The following is a 14344-nucleotide window of genomic DNA, read 5'->3' on the forward strand; positions in this document are numbered from 1 at the left end:
ATGCCACGGAGCTTGGTGGCGAAAATCTAATCTCGGCAACATGGAACCTGATGCCGCAATCCGCGTTTCTGGGCGTCCGATTCAGATCGGAGAGCGGCGTCCGCCGTCACCTCCGCCCAATTCGAGAGGCAAGAATGCACGACACGATGCTCTTCACCCCCGTCGCCGTTACCGTCGGCGCCGGCCACAAGCGCATAATCGCTTCGCTCTTCGACATGCATGAGTTCCTGACCGAGTTCCCACCATCGCGGCGACGCCTGAGTTATGGCGCGGCGGTGAAGGCATGCGAGGCGGCACGTGCCGGCGAGATCTCGCCCGAAGCGGCGCGCGATGCCATGATCACCTTCGCGGCGGCGGCAGGCATTCTCTGGCCTTCGGCCCAACCGGCAGTCTCGGTCAAGCCGGTCGCGCGGGGCCAGGGCGGATACGCCGCATGACTGGCTAGGCCTCTTTTGCGACTATGGCCCGCCGAAGATGCTGTTCGTCTTCGACGGGTTTCCGACATGGATATCAGGCGCGGCCCTCAATGGACCGTCATCAGGTCGCCGTTCGGAAAACCGCTCAATGTCGCCGCTTCAAAGCTGACTTGGTCGCGGCCGTTTGATTTAGCCCTGTATAGGTGTTTATCCGCCACAACGAACATCTCGGCATAGGTGGTCGGTCCGCTGAAGGCGACGCCGCCGATGCTTACGGAGAGGGGACAGGGTTGCCCGCCCGGGGAAAAATCCGCCTCGCGGATACGGCGCCGTATCCCCTCCGCGACCAGCCAGGAATGCGACGGGTCGGCGCCGGGAAGGAAGACTGCGAATTCCTCACCGCCAATTCGCCCGACGATGTCGGCGCCGCGCAGCTGGTCTTGAATGGTCTTGGCGATCAGCTTGAGGGCCTGATCGCCACAGTCGTGGCCGAGGCGATCGTTGACGGACTTGAAATGGTCGGCGTCGACAATCAGCAAGGCGCCGGAGCTGGCGACAGAATGGCTGCGAGCTTGCTCGAGATAGGCTTCGACAAGCATTGAAAACGCGCCGCGGTTGAACACCGCTGTCAGGCTGTCGGTCGCCGCGACAATTGTCAGTTCCTTTTGCGCGATTGCCAGCTGACGCATTTTCCACATCAGGAAAGAAAGAAACGAACCGGCCAGCACCAGCGGCAGCAGCAGATCGGTCAGTTTCGCCCGCCACAGCGCTTCAGGCGACAGATACGGGAAATTGAAGGAATCGACGAAGAAGGCGGCGGCGATGCAGACCGCGGTGCCGACAACGGTGACGGCCACCACCCTGCCCCAACTCGTGGGGGAAAATCGATCCGCATGCCATTGCTCCCGCTATGGCAGGCTATTTTGAAGCGGGAACACGAATGAAGTCCTAAGACTTTGCTTCAATTCGATCGTGATCGATCCGGATAATCCAAATCAGGCGAAGGCGCGGCCCTCTTCGCTGCGCTGGAACAGCGTCAGGTCAAGTGGCACCGAAGGCCGGCCGAGAACGGTCAGGATCGCGTGCGCCTGGCCGCGGTGATGGGTCTGGTGGTTGAAAAAATGATCAAGCGCCGGCGCCAATCGCTGCGAGACGGTGCGCATGTCGGAGACGGTCATGTAGGAGAAGCGGCCGGACAAAGCCTTGTCGCTTAACGCCCCGACCCAGTCGATGATCCTTTTGTCTTCGGCCTCGCGCGCCAGCTGCAAGCCCGGCAAGGCGCGGTGCAGGATCGTATCGAGCCTGGCCGGCGCGTCGCCCTCGCCGGTAAAGCGCCTCATCCAGATGCGGTCGGCAGTCAGAACATGGTTGAGCGTGCCCATCATCGAGCCGAAGAAAACCCCGACATTGCGGTGAAATTCTTCCTCGTCGAGATCGGCGGCGGCATCGTAGATGCGGCTATTGGCCCATTGATTGTAGGCCGCAAACATCATGAAGTGCTGTTTCATCTTTTTCTCCCGACCCGCGAGACCCCGTTTCGGGTGCCTACCGCATCGGCCCGAAACGTCGCTCTAGTAGACCGCAAGGAAGCTGCCGCCAATGACCATTCTGCTCTATGACCTCGTCGGACGCGACGCCGCCCGTCCGTTCAGCCCACATTGTTGGAAGGCGACGATGGCGCTTGCCCACAAGGGGGTCGACATCTCAACCGTGCCGACGCGTTTTCTCGAAGTGCCCACTGTCGAAGGCGGCGCTTCGAAACTCGTTCCGGTGATCCGCGACGGCGAGAAGGTGGTCGCCGATTCCTTCGCCATCGCGCTTTATCTCGATGAGGCCTATCCTGAGCGGCCGACATTGTTTTCCGGCGACGGCGGCAAGGCGATGGCGCGCTTCATCGAACGCTGGTCGCAACTGACCATCCACCCCTATGTCACCACCGCGGCGATCATGGACCTCCACGCCATGCAGGATGAGCCGAACGCCGCCTATTTCCGCCAGAGCCGCGAGCAGCGCTTCGGCAAGAGACTGGAAGAGGTGATGGCGGCGCGAGACCTCGGCCTTGGCGCCTTCCGCGCCTCGCTGGAGCCGTTGCGCTCGATGCTCACCTATCAGCCGTTCATCGGCGGCCAATCACCGCTGTTTGCCGACTACATCGTCTTCGGCGCGCTGCAATGGGCGCGCATCGCCTCACCCTACCGGTTGCTCGACGACAGCGATGTGGTGGCGCAGTGGTTCGAGCGCTGCCTCGATTTGCATGGCGGCCTCGGCCGCAAGGTGGCGGCGGCTGCCGCATAGGGCAGTAAGGCAGTAGGTATGCGCACCGCCATGACTTACTGCCCTACTCCCCTACTCCCCTAACAAAGGCAGCACGACCCCATGACGTCAGGCCCGGAATTCCCGGACGATTTTCGCGCCGAGTTGAGCAACCTCTTCCTGTGGCGGCGGGACGTCAGGCGATTCAAGCCGACGCCGCTTCCGGAAGGCGCTCTGGAGCGGCTGCTTGACCTCGCCAGCATTGCGCCCTCGGTCGGGCTGAGCCAGCCCTGGCGTTTCGTCATGGTCGAGAGTGCGGAATGCCGCGCCGCGGTCAGGACATGCTTCGAGCGCTGCAATGCAGAGGCGCTCGCATCGTTCGACGGCGAACGCGCCGCGCTCTATGCACGCCTGAAGCTCGCCGGCTTGAACGAGGCGCCCTGTCAATTCGCGGTTTTCGCCGACCGCGCGACAGAACAGGGACATGGGCTGGGCCGCCTGACCATGCCCGCGACCATCGAATATTCGGCGGTGATGGCGATCCACACCTTTTGGCTGGCGGCGCGCGCGGAAGGAATAGGCATGGGCTGGGTCTCGATTCTCGATCCGGCCGAAATGGCAACGATCCTGGACGCGCCGCCGGAGTGGACGCTGATCGGTTACTTCTGCGTCGGCTACCCGAGCGAGAACCACAGCGTGCCGGAACTGGAACGGGAAGGCTGGGAAATTCGGCGCGCTTCGACCGTGATAAGGCGGTAGTGCAACGGCAACGCTGTCAATCTCCTCTTGACGGCCTCGACCTGAGGAAGAGCCAAAATGTTTCGCTACGACGTGCAGGCTGAGATCTGGGTCTATCCAGGCAAGGGCGGCTGGCATTTCGTGACGCTGCCGCCGGAGCTTGGGGCACGGACAAGACGGCGACGGCGGGGATGGCGCGGCCCTGGGGCTCGCTTGGCGTGGAAGCCATCATCGGCCAGACCAGATGGCGGACATCGCTGTTTCCTGACAAGAAGTCCGGCAGCCTGCTCTTGCCGATCAAGACCGCGGTCCGGGTCCGCGAAGGCCTTCGGGCTGGCGACACGGCCAACCTGACGATCGAGATGCAGTTATGACAACATGGGTTCTGGCTGACGGCGACACGCTATGCGGCGGCTAGGGCCAGCCTCCCCTTGGCAAGCCGGCGGGCGGCTTGTATAGAGCCCGCCACCCTGAATTCCACTCTCCATCACAAGGACGATCCCATGGCGCTCGAACGCACGTTTTCCATGATCAAGCCGGACGCGACCCGACGCAATCTCACCGGCGCCATTACCCGGATGCTCGAAGAAGCCGGCCTGCGCGTCATCGCTTCGCGCCGGGTGTGGATGAGCCGCCGCGAGGCGGAAGGCTTTTATGCCGTCCACAAGGATCGTCCGTTCTTCGGCGAGCTGGTGGAGTCCATGTCGTCGGGCCCAACCGTCGTGCAGGTGCTGGAAGGCGAGAACGCAATTACCAAAAACCGCGACGTGATGGGCGCCACCAACCCGGCTAACGCCGCCGAAGGCACCATCCGCAAGGTGCACGCGCTGTCGATCGGCGAGAATTCCGTGCACGGCTCCGACGCGCCGGAGACCGCCGCGCAGGAGATCAAATACTGGTTCTCGGACACAGAGATCGTCGGCTGAGCCGATAAGTCCATCACCACGTCACATGCAAAAAAAGGCCGGCGCAATGCTGGCCTTTTTTCTTGCGGCGATCCTGCACCGGACGCCGACGCCCTCCGACCGCGCATGATGCTCAAAACCGAAACCGGTTTGAACGATCAGCTCGCGGCGTTGAAGCGCAGAATGACGCGGCCGTCCTTGTCGGCGATAACAAGCTTGCCGGCGTCGACATGATACGACGCCGCCTTGGCCAGCGCCTCGAACAGCGCCTTTTCCTCGGCCATGATCTCGGGCGCGCAGGCTTTGAAGGTCGAACCGATGTCATTGATGGCGATCGTCGAACCCTCGACTTTGGCGATGGCGAAGTAGACGTTGCAAGGACCGCTGCCGCCGGCCTTGCCGGCCTCGCTGATCCTGAACGTCGCCTGCGGCTCGGCGATCACACCAATGCCGTCGATATACTCGATCAGCCAGCTCTGCCCGAACACCGACGCCAACGCCAGCTGCTCGCTCGGCGTCACCATCTTCAGCATGATGGTCTGCGGCGCGTCGCTCAGCGGATCGACGTGGTGGCGCATATCGGAGATGAACAACAGCCTGTCGTCGACGGTGATGCGCGCCTGCAGCACATAGGTCATATCAGGCCGGATCACCTGGGGATCGAAACTGATCTCGAACTTGATCGGCACCTGGCCGGCCGGCGCCATCTTGCGCTCGCCGATGACAGCGGCCGGCGCACTGGCCTGCGAGACATTGGCAAGCTGCACGAAAAGCACGGCGTTGGGCGGCAGCGCGATGCGCTCGCGATACGTCACCTCGCCCTTCAGGGTCTTCTCGGCAGCGACGGACAACTCAGCCACCAGTATACCAACGACCAGCGGCATGACACCGAAGAGGAAGAACTTGGCGATTTTGCCCAGCATGATCCTGCTCCCCCAGCGCACCAAACTGGTCGCAACGTCTCGCAGGATTGCGGTGGTTCCGTGGCGCCCCACACACGCACTGTTCGCACGGCGGTGCCATCCGGCTTGTGGTCCTTGTTCGTCGGCCTCCTTGGCATGACCGGCAAAGTTATGCTCAAGCCAGGTCCCAGGCGATCACGAAGTCGTGTTCCCCAAAAGATGTAACACAGCGGCCTCCGGACCGAACTTACCAATGCGCGCTTGAGGAACGGGCGCGCAACAACCCAATCGGAGGTGAAATCATGACAACGAGATCAACCGTGAGCGCAGCCTTTCTGGCCGGCGCCGTTGCCACGGCTCTTGCTTCTTTTGCGACGGCCGCGCCGCTATCCGAGGCAGAGGCCAAGGCGGCGATGGATGCCGGCAAGGAGAAGTGCTTTGGCGTCGCCCTGAAGGGGCAGAACGACTGCGCGGCAGGACCTGGCACTACCTGCCAAGGCACCTCGACTGTCGATTACCAAGGCAACGCCTGGAAGTTTGTCGACGGCGGCACCTGCACGACGATGGACCTACCCGGCGACCGCAAGGGCTCGCCCACGGAACTGGCCCGCGACATCCCGTCGTAAGCAATGCAACTGCCCGGAAAGCGGAGGCGAAGATGAACGGACTTGCCCCAGCATCCCGCATGTCGAAAACCTCGCGCTTTCCGGCACACCCGGTCGCCGGCCTTGCCGGCACCAGTTTCAAGCATGAACATTCGCACGCGATCATTGCCGGCGGCAGCAAGGACGGTTTCTTCGAGGTCCACGCCGAAAACTATATGGCAGCCGGCGGCCCGCCTCACGATGCGTTGACTAAGATCCGCCGCGACTATCCCGTTTCGCTGCACGGGGTGTGCATGTCGATCGGCGGACCGCGGCCGCTCGACAAAGCGCATCTCGGCCGTTTCAAGGCGCTCGTCGACCGCTATGAGCCGGCGCTCGTTTCCGAGCATCTCGCCTGGTCGACCCACGACACCATCTATTACAACGACCTGCTTCCGCTGCCCTACACGCCGGCAACGGTTTCGCGGGTCGCGGATCACATCGACGAAATGCAGCGGGCGATCGGCCGCCCGATCCTGCTCGAGAACCCCTCGACCTACGTCCTTTTCCCGGAATCGACGATGAGCGAGACAGATTTCATTCGCGAGTTGGTGCGGCGTACCGGTTGCGGCCTGCTGCTCGACGTCAACAACGTGTTCGTTTCGGCCACCAATCACGGCTATTCAGCGCTTTCCTACCTCGCGGATTTCCCGCTCGAACATATCGGCGAAATCCATCTGGCCGGGCACGCCGAGCAGGAGGATGACGAGGGCGATGTGCTGCTCATCGACAGCCATGACGGCCCGGTCGCCGACGCGGTCTGGAAGCTCTTCGATGTCGTCATCGGCCGATGCGGGCCGCGTCCGACGCTGATCGAATGGGACAGCGACATTCCCGACTGGCCGGTCCTCAAGGCGGAGGCGGCCGCCGCCCAAGCGATCCTCGACCGTCACGCCGACAGCGATTACATATTCGGAAAAGCCCATGCCGCAGGATGAGCTCCAGTCAGGCGATCTCGGCCACCGGTTTGACTATGCCGCGGCATTCACCGCCGGTTTGCTCGATCCTGACCGCGCCCCGCCTGACGCTGTCTCGGGGCCGAACGGGAAGGCTGCGGTCAAGCGATATGCCGTCTACCGCAACAACGTCACGGTCAGCCTGATCGATGCGCTAGCCGCAAGCTTTCCAGCGACGCTGCGCATCACCGGCCCGGACTTCTTTCGCGCAATGGCGCGCTTTCACGTCCGCGAAACACCGCCCACCTCGCCGCTTCTATTCGAATACGGGCGCGACTTTCCCGATTTCATCGAGCGCTACGAATACGCGCAGTCGATGCCGTGGCTGGCCGACGTGGCGCGCATGGAGCGGGCTTGGCTCGACGCCTATCATGCCGCCGACGCGGAACCGTTGGCTTCCGGAGCACTGGCGTCGATCCCGCCCGAACGACTGGCCGATACCGTGTTCGTGCCGCACCCGGCAACGCGCGCCATACGTTCGCGCTATCCGGTCGTGACGATCTTCGCAGCAAACCGGAGTGACGGTCCTGTCGGGCGGATCGACGCAAACGGCCGTGAAGATGCGCTGATCACGCGGCCCGGCCTCGAAGTCTATGTCCTCCATATGCCGCCCGGCAGCGCGGTTTTTCTGGATCGCCTCATGGCGGGTGAGCCGCTCGGCGCGGCGGCCGCGGCAGCGTTTGCGGAGCGTGCCGAATTCGACCTTTCCGCCAACATTGCCGACCTGCTGCAAGCAGGCGCCTTCACAGCGGCACACCAGGGAGAATGAGCATAACGAACCATAGGCAGAACGCCAGCATCGAGCCGCGAGGGATCGCTGCCCTCGTCGAGAGGGTGAATGCCGCCCTTCGCACGAGTGCAACACCGTCGCTGACGCAGCTCGTCCTGCGATGCGCACTCGCCGTCCCGTTCTGGCGTTCCGGCGTCAACAAATGGGACGGTTTTTTACAGTTGAACGATGTCGCATTGCTGCTTTTCAGCTCGGAGCTCAAGCTGCATCTGCCCGGCGGCCCTTACAACTTCCCCGCACCTGGGCTGGTTGCGTTCGCCTCAGGGTCGGCGGAAATCCTGCTGCCAATTCTCCTTGTTCTTGGGCTGGCGACACGACTGGCGGCATTCGGGCTGCTGCTGATGACGTTGATCATACAGCTCACCGTGCCGGAAGGCTGGCCGCTGCACATCACCTGGGCGGCGATGGCGCTCGGCATCATGGCGTGGGGACCCGGCCGGATTGCGCTCGATCACTGGATCGGCACCGACAAGGGCTGATCGAGGGCTGATGGGTTTCCACGCGTCAATTTCGCTTCCAGCGGCTTGCGGCCTCGTCGTCGGCCTCCTTGGCATCGACCCAGCCGCCATGCGAGCCGTCGGTGTGGTGTTCCTTCTTCCAGAACGGCGCGCGCGATTTCAGGTAATCCATCAGGAAGTTCGCCGCATCGAATGCCGCCTGCCGGTGCGTGGAGGCAGCGACCACCAGCACGATGTTCCCACCGGGCGCGATCCTGCCATGGCGATGGATGGCGGTGAGGCCCTGCAGCGGCCAGCGGTGAACCGCCTCGGCGGCGATGCGGCCGATCTCGGCCTCGGCCATGCCGGGATAATGTTCGAGTTCGAGTGCCGCGAGCCTGCCCGCTTCATCGCGGCAGAGACCCGAGAAAGTCACCACGGCGCCGATGTCGGCGCGGCCTTGCGTCATCTTGGCGATCTCTGCGGCGACATCGAAATCCTCCGCCTGGATGCGCACCGTCGGCACCACCGCGCCGGGCATTTCAGCCACCCGTCATCGGCGGGAACAGCGCGATCTCGCGCGCGCCGGCGATCTTCTCGCGGTGCTCGACATGTTCCTGGTTGATGGCGACGCGGATCACATCAGGATATTGCAGCGCGTGCTCGTACTCCTCGCCGCGCGATTTCAGCCAGCGCAGCAGGTCGGCCACCGTCTCAATGCCGGCGGGCAATTCGACATCCTCTTGCGGCTTGCCGATCCGCTCGCGCACCCAGGCAAAATAAATGAGCCTCGTCGACATCCTACTCGTCCATGATGTGCTTGAGGCCGGCGCGGAAATAGTCGTAGCCGGTGTAGAGCGTGACCAAGGCGGCGATCCACAACAGCACGAGCCCGGTCTGGGTGGTCAGCGGGAAGATCTTGTCGCCGGCAGGTCCGGCGAGCAGGAAGGCGATGGCGACCATCTGGATGGTTGTCTTCCACTTTGCCAGCTGCGTCACCGGTACCGAGACCTTCAGCGCCGCCAGATATTCGCGCAGGCCCGAGACCAGGATCTCGCGGCACAGGATGATGATCGCCGCCCACAGCGACCAGCCTGCGATGCCGGCATGGCGATCGGTGTCGGCCGCCAGCAGCAGCAGACAAGTGGCGACCAGCAACTTGTCGGCGATCGGATCGAGCATCTTGCCGATATTCGAGGTCTGCTGCCAGGCGCGCGCCAAATAGCCGTCGAAATAATCGGTGATCGAGGCCAGCAGAAAAATGATCAACGCCGACCAGCGGGCGAAGTCGCTCGACTTCAGATGCCCTTCGAGAAAAAAACACAGCACAACCAGCGGCACCGCGAGAATGCGGACGTAGGTGAGCATGTTGGGCAGGTTGAATGCGCGCTGGGCCATTTTTTTGGGAACTCTTTCTGCCTGCCTACTCAAATCAGAAGCGAATGTGGGGGGTCAACAGGCGATAGTCGATGGACCAACCGAAAATAGCCGAATCCATCAGCTCTCGTGAAAATGGTTGTAGACGAGCTTCGCCACCTGCTCGGAAATGCCGTCGACCTTGACCAAATCCTCGATCGCGGCGCGGCTGACCGCCTTGGCGGTGCCGAAATGCATGAGCAGCGCGCGCTTGCGGCCCGGGCCGATGCCGCTGATCTCGTCGAGCGGGCTCTTGACCATCTCCTTCTTGCGGCGGGCGCGGTGCGAGCCGATGGCGAAGCGGTGGACCTCGTCGCGCAGCCGCTGGACGAAGTAGAGCACCGGATCGCGCACGGGGAGCGAAAACGGTGGCTTGCCCATGACGAAAAAGCGTTCGCGGCCGGCGTCCCGGTCCTGGCCCTTGGCGATGCCGATGGCCTGGACACGGTCCTCGATGCCGAGATCGGCGAGGATCTTGCGCACCGCTGTCATCTGGCCCTGACCGCCGTCGATGAGGATGACGTCTGGCCATGCCGGGAAGCCGCCCGCATCCTCGATATCGTCGCCCTGTTCGGACAGGATGTCATCCGCCGGCTGTTCGCTCGGCGGCACGTCGCCATGTTCCTTGAGCAGTCGGGAAAAACGCCGCTCCATCACCTCGCGCATCATGCCGAAATCGTCTCCCGGCGTGATCTCGGTCGAGCGGATGTTGAATTTCCGGTACTGGTTCTTCACGAAGCCTTCAGGGCCGGCGACAACCATGGCACCGACGGCGTTGGTGCCCATGATGTGGGAGTTGTCGTAGACCTCGATGCGGACCGGTGTTTTCTTCAGGCCGAAGGTCTCGGCGAAGCCGGTGAGCAGCCGCCCTTGCGTCGAGGTCTCGGCCAGCCGGCGGCCGAGCGCCTCACGGGCATTCTGCAGTGCGTTGTCGGTTAAATCCTTCTTCTCGCCGCGCTGCGGCACCGAAATAGCCACCTTGCGGCCCGCGCGGGTGGAGAGCGCCTCGGCCAGCAACTCCTGGTCCTCGACGCCATGCGACAACAGGATGGTACGCGGCGTCGGCTTGTCGTCATAGAATTGCGCCAGGAACGAGCCCAGGACCTCGGCCGCGTCCAGCGCCGGATCGGCCTTGGGGAAATAGGCGCGGTTGCCCCAGTTCTGCCCGGTGCGGAAGAAGAACACCTGGATGCAAACCTGGCCGCCTTCCTGGTGGATGGCGAAGACATCGGCCTCGTCGACGGTCTGCGGGTTGATGCCCTGATGGCTCTGCACATGCGACAGCGCCGCCAGCCGGTCGCGATAGATGGCGGCGCGCTCGAAATCGAGATTTTCCGAAGCCTGCTGCATGGCAGCGGAGATATCGGTCTTCACCTTCTGACTGCGGCCGGACAAGAAGTCCTTCGCCTCGGCGACCAGCTTGGCATAGTCGCCATGCGAGATTTCACCGGTGCACGGGCCGGCGCAGCGCTTGATCTGGAACAGCAGGCACGGCCGGGTGCGGTTCTCGTAGAAGGAGTTGGTGCAGCTCCTGAGCAGGAAGGCGCGCTGCAGCGAATTGATGGTACGGCCGACGGCGCCGGCCGATGCGAAGGGGCCGAAATAGTCGCCCTTGCGCGAACGCGCGCCGCGATGCTTGTAGATGCCGGGCGAGACGTGATCGCCGGTCAGCAGGATGTAGGGGAACGACTTGTCGTCCCGCATCAGCACATTGAATCGCGGCCGCAAGCGCTTGATGAGGTTGGCTTCCAGCAGCAGCGCTTCGATCTCGGTGCGGGTGACGACGAATTCCATCGTCGCGGTCTCGCGCACCATGCGGCCGATGCGGCTGGTGTGGAAACGGCCTTGCGCGTAATTGGTCACCCGCTTCTTCAGGCTGCGCGCCTTGCCGACATAGAGCACGTCGCCTGCGGCATTCATCATGCGGTAGACGCCGGGCGCGTTGGGCAGCCGTTTGACCAGCGTCTGGATGACTTCGGCGCCGACCATGCCGTCGGCATCGCCGGCATGCGGCGTCCAATCGATGACCGTGAAGGCAACGTCAGGACCGCCGGAACCGGGAGCTGACGTTTCGACGATCTCCTCCGCCGCCTCGTCCTCGAGGTCGACATCGGGGGGCAGGTCGTCGGCGGCGCCGCCCCGTTTAGGTTTCTGGTCCATGGGACTCATTCGATAATGCCTGTCACATCCGGCGTCTGCCATGCAAGGTGCTGGCCGCCGTCGAGCGCGATCATCTGGCCGGTGACCGAGCGCGCGCCCCAGAGATAGCGTATGGTGGCGCCGAATTCAGGCAATTCCGGGCCGCGCTTCAGGATCAGGCCGTCGACCTGCGCGGCAAAATCGCTGTCTTCCTGGCGCGCGCTCTTCAGCGTCGGGCCGGGGCCGATGGCGTTGACGCGAATGCGAGGCGCCAGCGCCTGCGCCATCATTTGCGTCTCTGTCCACAAGGTCGATTTCGACAGCGCATAGGAGAAATAGCGTGGCGTCGGGCGCCAGACGCGCTGGTCGATCATATTGACGATCAGCGCTTCCTGGCCTTCTGGCAGCGCGCGGGCGAATTCTTGCGCCAAAAGTGCCGGCGCTTTCACATGGACGGCGAAGTGACGGTCCCAGGCAAGCCAGTCGAAGTCCTGAACTGTGTCCTCCACGAACAGTGAGGCATTGTTGACCAGCAGTGTAACAGGCCCGAGCGCGGCTTCGGCGCGGCCGATCAGGTCGCCGACCGCGGCCATGTCGGTCAGGTCGGCGGCGACCACAGCGGCACGGCCATCCTGGCCAAAATGGCCGCCGTTGATCCGCGCGGCCAATGCTTCCGCCTCGGCCCGCGAGCGGTTGCAATGGATGGCGACGGCAAAACCGTTCGCGGCAAGATCCTCGACGATCGCCCTGCCGATCCGCTTGCCCCCGCCCGTTACCAGCGCCGTTCCAGCGGCCTTGCTCATCCTGTCAATCCTCAATGGGCTTCGATTTCAGCCAGCCGGCGAACTATGGCCGGCGAAGCGTTAAATGCCGTTCGGACCTTGGGCAGCATTGTGGCAAAGCGGCCGGCTCGGTCTTTCGACTGTGGCCGGGACTCGGCCGTCAGACCGCAATATAGGGCTCCGGACCCCTTGCTCCAAGCGGTGTTCAGCGCGGCACGGCAAAGCCTCCTGACACCATCTGTTGCGCTGATGCAACGTCAAAATTCAGCCTCATTCGTGCCGGGTAATGACCCAAGTTCAGGTTCGCTTCAGCCGCATTTCGACACGACATTCGGACCCGTTGAGCGCCAGACCCGTTTTTCCCCCCGGCGGGTTGAGGGCGCTTGTGAAAAGCAAGCCAGTGCCTGTGGCTTAAGGAGTAAAGAACAATGCAAGCCAATCTTAAATTTGCGCGACCGCTGGCGGTGGCGTTCGGGCTCTTCGCCTTCGGCGGAACCGCCTATGCTGCTGACGTCATCGCGGAAGAGCCGCCGGCCCCCGCTCCGATCGCCGAACTTCCGGTCGCTTCCTGGGCCGGTCCCTATGCCGGTGTGAGCGTCGGCTACGGCTTCAGCGGTCACGCCGATGCAGAGGGTATCGGCACTGACGTCGACACCGATGGTTTTGTCGGCGGCGTCTTCGGCGGCTATCAGTGGCAGGCGGAAAACTTCGTCTACGGTGCTGAAGCCGATATCGGCTATAGCGGCATCGAGGGCGACGATGGCGGCGTCGAGGCCAAGGGCGGCTTCGAAGGCTCGCTGCGTGCCCGCCTCGGCTACGCCGTTACCCCGGAAATCCTGCTCTACGGCACCGCCGGTGGCGCGCTCAAGAACCAGGAGATCGAAGCGGCCGGCGTCAGCGACGAACAAACCATGCTCGGCTGGACGGCCGGCGTCGGTACCGACATCAAGATCACCGACAATGTGTTCGGCCGTGTCGAGTATCGCTACACCGACTTCGGCGACAAGGACTTTGACGGTATCGGCAAGGTCAAGTCGACCGACAACCGCGTCACCTTCGGCGTCGGTATGAAGTTCTAAAATCGTCCAAGCCACGACACGAAAAAGCCGGGCCTCGTGCCCGGCTTTTTTTATAACCCCTTCTCTGGCTGCGCTCACGCCGGGACGCAGGGTTTCAGCTCCGAAAACTTCTCGTCAAATCGCGCCGCCCAGCGGATCAGCCGATTGCGACCCTTTTCCCATTTTCCGGCAAAGCGCAGTGAGAGATAGCCAAGGCAGGCGCGCAGCGCCAGCTGGCCGGCGGTGATCTTCTTTGGCAGCTTTGGCGGATTGGCGTTGAGCAGATCGAGCGCGCTGGTGATCTTCGCCCACTGGCGGTCGAGCCACGGTTGGTAGACCATGTCTTCGGGGCGCGTGCGCCGCTCATAGACCATCGACAGCGCGCAGTCGCAGATGCCGTCGGCCAGTGCCTCAAGCACTTCCGCCTCGAGGCGCTTGTCGGGATTGCGCGGAAACAGCGCGTTCTTCGACATGCGGTTGAGATGCTGGGTAATGGCGCGGCTGTCGTGGATCGAGCGGCCGTCGTCGAGCACCAGCACCGGGATCTTGCCGAGCGGATTGGCGTCGATCAGCTCGGCCGGCTTGTCTTCGGTTTTTATCGGCACGAGATCGACTGCGATGCCGGCATAACGCGCGGCCATGCGCACCTTGGAACTGTAGGGTGATGTGGAGGCGTAGAGCAGTCTGGGCATGATCGGGTTCCTGGTTGCCGGCTACAGCGCCGCGTATCCTATTGGACGCGCAAAGGACGCCGTAGCGCTTTGATTTTTGTGCACTGTTGACTGGACATGCCGGCATGATCAACAGCCACAGGCGGAAAAACCGGGCGCCACGGAGAACGACGTCCTCCTCCGCGATCTTAGGCAATGAGCGGTACGGCAGTTGCAGCCCAAGAGGATCTGAACAGG

General features: G+C 63.1%; 19 protein-coding genes. 10 read left to right on the forward strand and 9 right to left on the reverse strand.

The genetic code is table 11. The annotated features are described in order from the left end of the window. Positions 1-134 precede the first annotated feature (134 nt). Positions 135-437, forward strand: a complete 303-nt coding sequence (locus A9K68_RS22335) for a DUF982 domain-containing protein (RefSeq protein WP_065008963.1) — start codon at positions 135-137, stop codon at positions 435-437. 86 nt (positions 438-523) lie between these two features. Here A9K68_RS22335 and A9K68_RS22340 read toward each other — a convergent pair whose 3' ends face one another. Continuing rightward, positions 524-1273: a GGDEF domain-containing protein gene (locus tag A9K68_RS22340; RefSeq protein ID WP_246811211.1), complete on the reverse strand. Its 750-nt coding sequence runs from the start codon at positions 1271-1273 to the stop codon at positions 524-526. A 138-nt stretch (positions 1274-1411) separates the two neighbouring features. Then, a complete protein-coding gene (locus A9K68_RS22345) occupies positions 1412-1924 on the reverse strand; it encodes a DinB family protein (RefSeq protein WP_065008961.1) in 513 nt (170 codons plus the stop codon). 91 nt (positions 1925-2015) lie between these two features. Here A9K68_RS22345 and A9K68_RS22350 point away from each other — a divergent pair, with 91 nt between their 5' ends. The 4 genes from A9K68_RS22350 (at position 2016) to ndk (ending at position 4333) form a co-directional block, all read left to right on the forward strand. Further along, positions 2016-2711, forward strand: a complete 696-nt coding sequence (locus A9K68_RS22350; RefSeq protein ID WP_065008960.1) for a glutathione S-transferase family protein — start codon at positions 2016-2018, stop codon at positions 2709-2711. Between the two features lie 81 nt (positions 2712-2792). Continuing rightward, positions 2793-3428 carry a 5,6-dimethylbenzimidazole synthase gene (gene bluB / locus A9K68_RS22355; RefSeq protein WP_065008959.1) on the forward strand — a complete coding sequence of 212 codons (636 nt, stop codon included), beginning with the start codon at positions 2793-2795 and terminating at the stop codon, positions 3426-3428. 170 nt (positions 3429-3598) lie between these two features. Next, positions 3599-3781 (forward strand): DUF1905 domain-containing protein, encoded by a 183-nt coding sequence (locus A9K68_RS31855; protein WP_082982443.1) that lies wholly within the window; start codon positions 3599-3601, stop codon positions 3779-3781. A gap of 129 nt (positions 3782-3910) precedes the next feature. Further along, positions 3911-4333, forward strand: a complete 423-nt coding sequence (gene ndk, locus A9K68_RS22365) for a nucleoside-diphosphate kinase (RefSeq protein ID WP_065008958.1) — start codon at positions 3911-3913, stop codon at positions 4331-4333. Positions 4334-4470: 137 nt separating this feature from the next. Here the strand turns inward: ndk and A9K68_RS22370 are convergent, their stop codons facing one another. Next, positions 4471-5235: a YbaY family lipoprotein gene (locus A9K68_RS22370; protein WP_065008957.1), complete on the reverse strand. Its 765-nt coding sequence runs from the start codon at positions 5233-5235 to the stop codon at positions 4471-4473. 281 nt (positions 5236-5516) lie between these two features. On the opposite strand from A9K68_RS22370, the gene A9K68_RS22375 reads away from it, so the two are divergent. From A9K68_RS22375 to A9K68_RS22390, 4 genes are read left to right on the forward strand one after another with little or no spacing between them, the layout of a single operon-like run. Then, positions 5517-5840, forward strand: a complete 324-nt coding sequence (locus tag A9K68_RS22375) for a DUF2282 domain-containing protein (protein WP_065008956.1) — start codon at positions 5517-5519, stop codon at positions 5838-5840. A 32-nt stretch (positions 5841-5872) separates the two neighbouring features. Next, the gene (locus A9K68_RS22380) at positions 5873-6796 is read left to right on the forward strand and encodes a DUF692 domain-containing protein (protein ID WP_065008955.1); all 924 of its coding nucleotides are present in this window, start codon (positions 5873-5875) and stop codon (positions 6794-6796) included. Then, entirely contained in the window at positions 6783-7583 is an 801-nt protein-coding gene (locus A9K68_RS22385) for a DNA-binding domain-containing protein (RefSeq protein WP_065008954.1), read from the forward strand. The genes A9K68_RS22380 and A9K68_RS22385 overlap by 14 nt, the downstream gene beginning before the upstream one ends. Beyond that, positions 7580-8083 carry a DoxX family protein gene (locus A9K68_RS22390; RefSeq protein WP_065008953.1) on the forward strand — a complete coding sequence of 168 codons (504 nt, stop codon included), beginning with the start codon at positions 7580-7582 and terminating at the stop codon, positions 8081-8083. Before A9K68_RS22385 ends, A9K68_RS22390 begins: the two co-directional genes overlap by 4 nt. Positions 8084-8108: 25 nt before the next feature. Here the strand turns inward: A9K68_RS22390 and A9K68_RS22395 are convergent, their stop codons facing one another. The 5 genes from A9K68_RS22395 to A9K68_RS22415 all read right to left on the reverse strand — a co-directional run bounded on the left by A9K68_RS22395 (position 8109) and on the right by A9K68_RS22415 (position 12399). Continuing rightward, entirely contained in the window at positions 8109-8582 is a 474-nt protein-coding gene (locus tag A9K68_RS22395) for a molybdenum cofactor biosynthesis protein MoaE (protein WP_065008952.1), read from the reverse strand. A 1-nt stretch (position 8583) separates the two neighbouring features. Beyond that, positions 8584-8841 carry a molybdopterin converting factor subunit 1 gene (moaD, locus tag A9K68_RS22400; protein ID WP_065008951.1) on the reverse strand — a complete coding sequence of 86 codons (258 nt, stop codon included), beginning with the start codon at positions 8839-8841 and terminating at the stop codon, positions 8584-8586. A 1-nt stretch (position 8842) separates the two neighbouring features. After that, positions 8843-9439, reverse strand: coding sequence for a CDP-diacylglycerol--glycerol-3-phosphate 3-phosphatidyltransferase (gene pgsA / locus A9K68_RS22405; protein ID WP_065008950.1), 597 nt, complete (start codon positions 9437-9439; stop codon positions 8843-8845). Between the two features lie 99 nt (positions 9440-9538). Continuing rightward, positions 9539-11626, reverse strand: a complete 2088-nt coding sequence (uvrC, locus tag A9K68_RS22410) for an excinuclease ABC subunit UvrC (protein WP_065008949.1) — start codon at positions 11624-11626, stop codon at positions 9539-9541. After that, positions 11623-12399, reverse strand: coding sequence for an SDR family oxidoreductase (locus tag A9K68_RS22415; protein WP_065008948.1), 777 nt, complete (start codon positions 12397-12399; stop codon positions 11623-11625). The genes uvrC and A9K68_RS22415 overlap by 4 nt, the downstream gene beginning before the upstream one ends. A gap of 407 nt (positions 12400-12806) precedes the next feature. Between A9K68_RS22415 and A9K68_RS22420 the strand changes: the two genes are divergently transcribed. Then, positions 12807-13457, forward strand: a complete 651-nt coding sequence (locus A9K68_RS22420; RefSeq protein ID WP_065008947.1) for an outer membrane protein — start codon at positions 12807-12809, stop codon at positions 13455-13457. Positions 13458-13531: 74 nt separating this feature from the next. Here the strand turns inward: A9K68_RS22420 and A9K68_RS22425 are convergent, their stop codons facing one another. Beyond that, a complete protein-coding gene (locus A9K68_RS22425; protein WP_065008946.1) occupies positions 13532-14128 on the reverse strand; it encodes a glutathione S-transferase in 597 nt (198 codons plus the stop codon). Between the last annotated feature and the right edge of the window lie 216 nt (positions 14129-14344).

Source organism: Mesorhizobium sp. AA22 (genome assembly GCF_001672375.2).
Taxonomy (GTDB): Bacteria; Pseudomonadota; Alphaproteobacteria; order Rhizobiales; family Rhizobiaceae; genus Mesorhizobium; species Mesorhizobium wenxiniae.

Excerpts from the sequence above, each read along its gene's own strand:
- A9K68_RS22425 (WP_065008946.1), bottom strand. The coding sequence starts at position 14,128 with ATGCCCAGACTGCTCTACGCCTCCACATCACCCTACAGTTCCAAGGTG.
- A9K68_RS22420 (WP_065008947.1), top strand. The coding sequence starts at position 12,807 with ATGCAAGCCAATCTTAAATTTGCGCGACCGCTGGCGGTGGCGTTCGGG.
- A9K68_RS31855 (WP_082982443.1), top strand. The coding sequence starts at position 3,599 with ATGGCGCGGCCCTGGGGCTCGCTTGGCGTGGAAGCCATCATCGGCCAG.
- A9K68_RS22350 (WP_065008960.1), top strand. The coding sequence starts at position 2,016 with ATGACCATTCTGCTCTATGACCTCGTCGGACGCGACGCCGCCCGTCCG.
- moaD (WP_065008951.1), bottom strand. The coding sequence starts at position 8,841 with ATGTCGACGAGGCTCATTTATTTTGCCTGGGTGCGCGAGCGGATCGGC.
- ndk (WP_065008958.1), top strand. The coding sequence starts at position 3,911 with ATGGCGCTCGAACGCACGTTTTCCATGATCAAGCCGGACGCGACCCGA.
- A9K68_RS22335 (WP_065008963.1), top strand. The coding sequence starts at position 135 with ATGCACGACACGATGCTCTTCACCCCCGTCGCCGTTACCGTCGGCGCC.
- A9K68_RS22370 (WP_065008957.1), bottom strand. The coding sequence starts at position 5,235 with ATGCTGGGCAAAATCGCCAAGTTCTTCCTCTTCGGTGTCATGCCGCTG.
- A9K68_RS22390 (WP_065008953.1), top strand. The coding sequence starts at position 7,580 with ATGAGCATAACGAACCATAGGCAGAACGCCAGCATCGAGCCGCGAGGG.
- bluB (WP_065008959.1), top strand. The coding sequence starts at position 2,793 with ATGACGTCAGGCCCGGAATTCCCGGACGATTTTCGCGCCGAGTTGAGC.
- A9K68_RS22415 (WP_065008948.1), bottom strand. The coding sequence starts at position 12,399 with ATGAGCAAGGCCGCTGGAACGGCGCTGGTAACGGGCGGGGGCAAGCGG.
- A9K68_RS22380 (WP_065008955.1), top strand. The coding sequence starts at position 5,873 with ATGAACGGACTTGCCCCAGCATCCCGCATGTCGAAAACCTCGCGCTTT.
- A9K68_RS22375 (WP_065008956.1), top strand. The coding sequence starts at position 5,517 with ATGACAACGAGATCAACCGTGAGCGCAGCCTTTCTGGCCGGCGCCGTT.
- A9K68_RS22395 (WP_065008952.1), bottom strand. The coding sequence starts at position 8,582 with ATGCCCGGCGCGGTGGTGCCGACGGTGCGCATCCAGGCGGAGGATTTC.
- A9K68_RS22385 (WP_065008954.1), top strand. The coding sequence starts at position 6,783 with ATGCCGCAGGATGAGCTCCAGTCAGGCGATCTCGGCCACCGGTTTGAC.
- uvrC (WP_065008949.1), bottom strand. The coding sequence starts at position 11,626 with ATGAGTCCCATGGACCAGAAACCTAAACGGGGCGGCGCCGCCGACGAC.
- pgsA (WP_065008950.1), bottom strand. The coding sequence starts at position 9,439 with ATGGCCCAGCGCGCATTCAACCTGCCCAACATGCTCACCTACGTCCGC.
- A9K68_RS22345 (WP_065008961.1), bottom strand. The coding sequence starts at position 1,924 with ATGAAACAGCACTTCATGATGTTTGCGGCCTACAATCAATGGGCCAAT.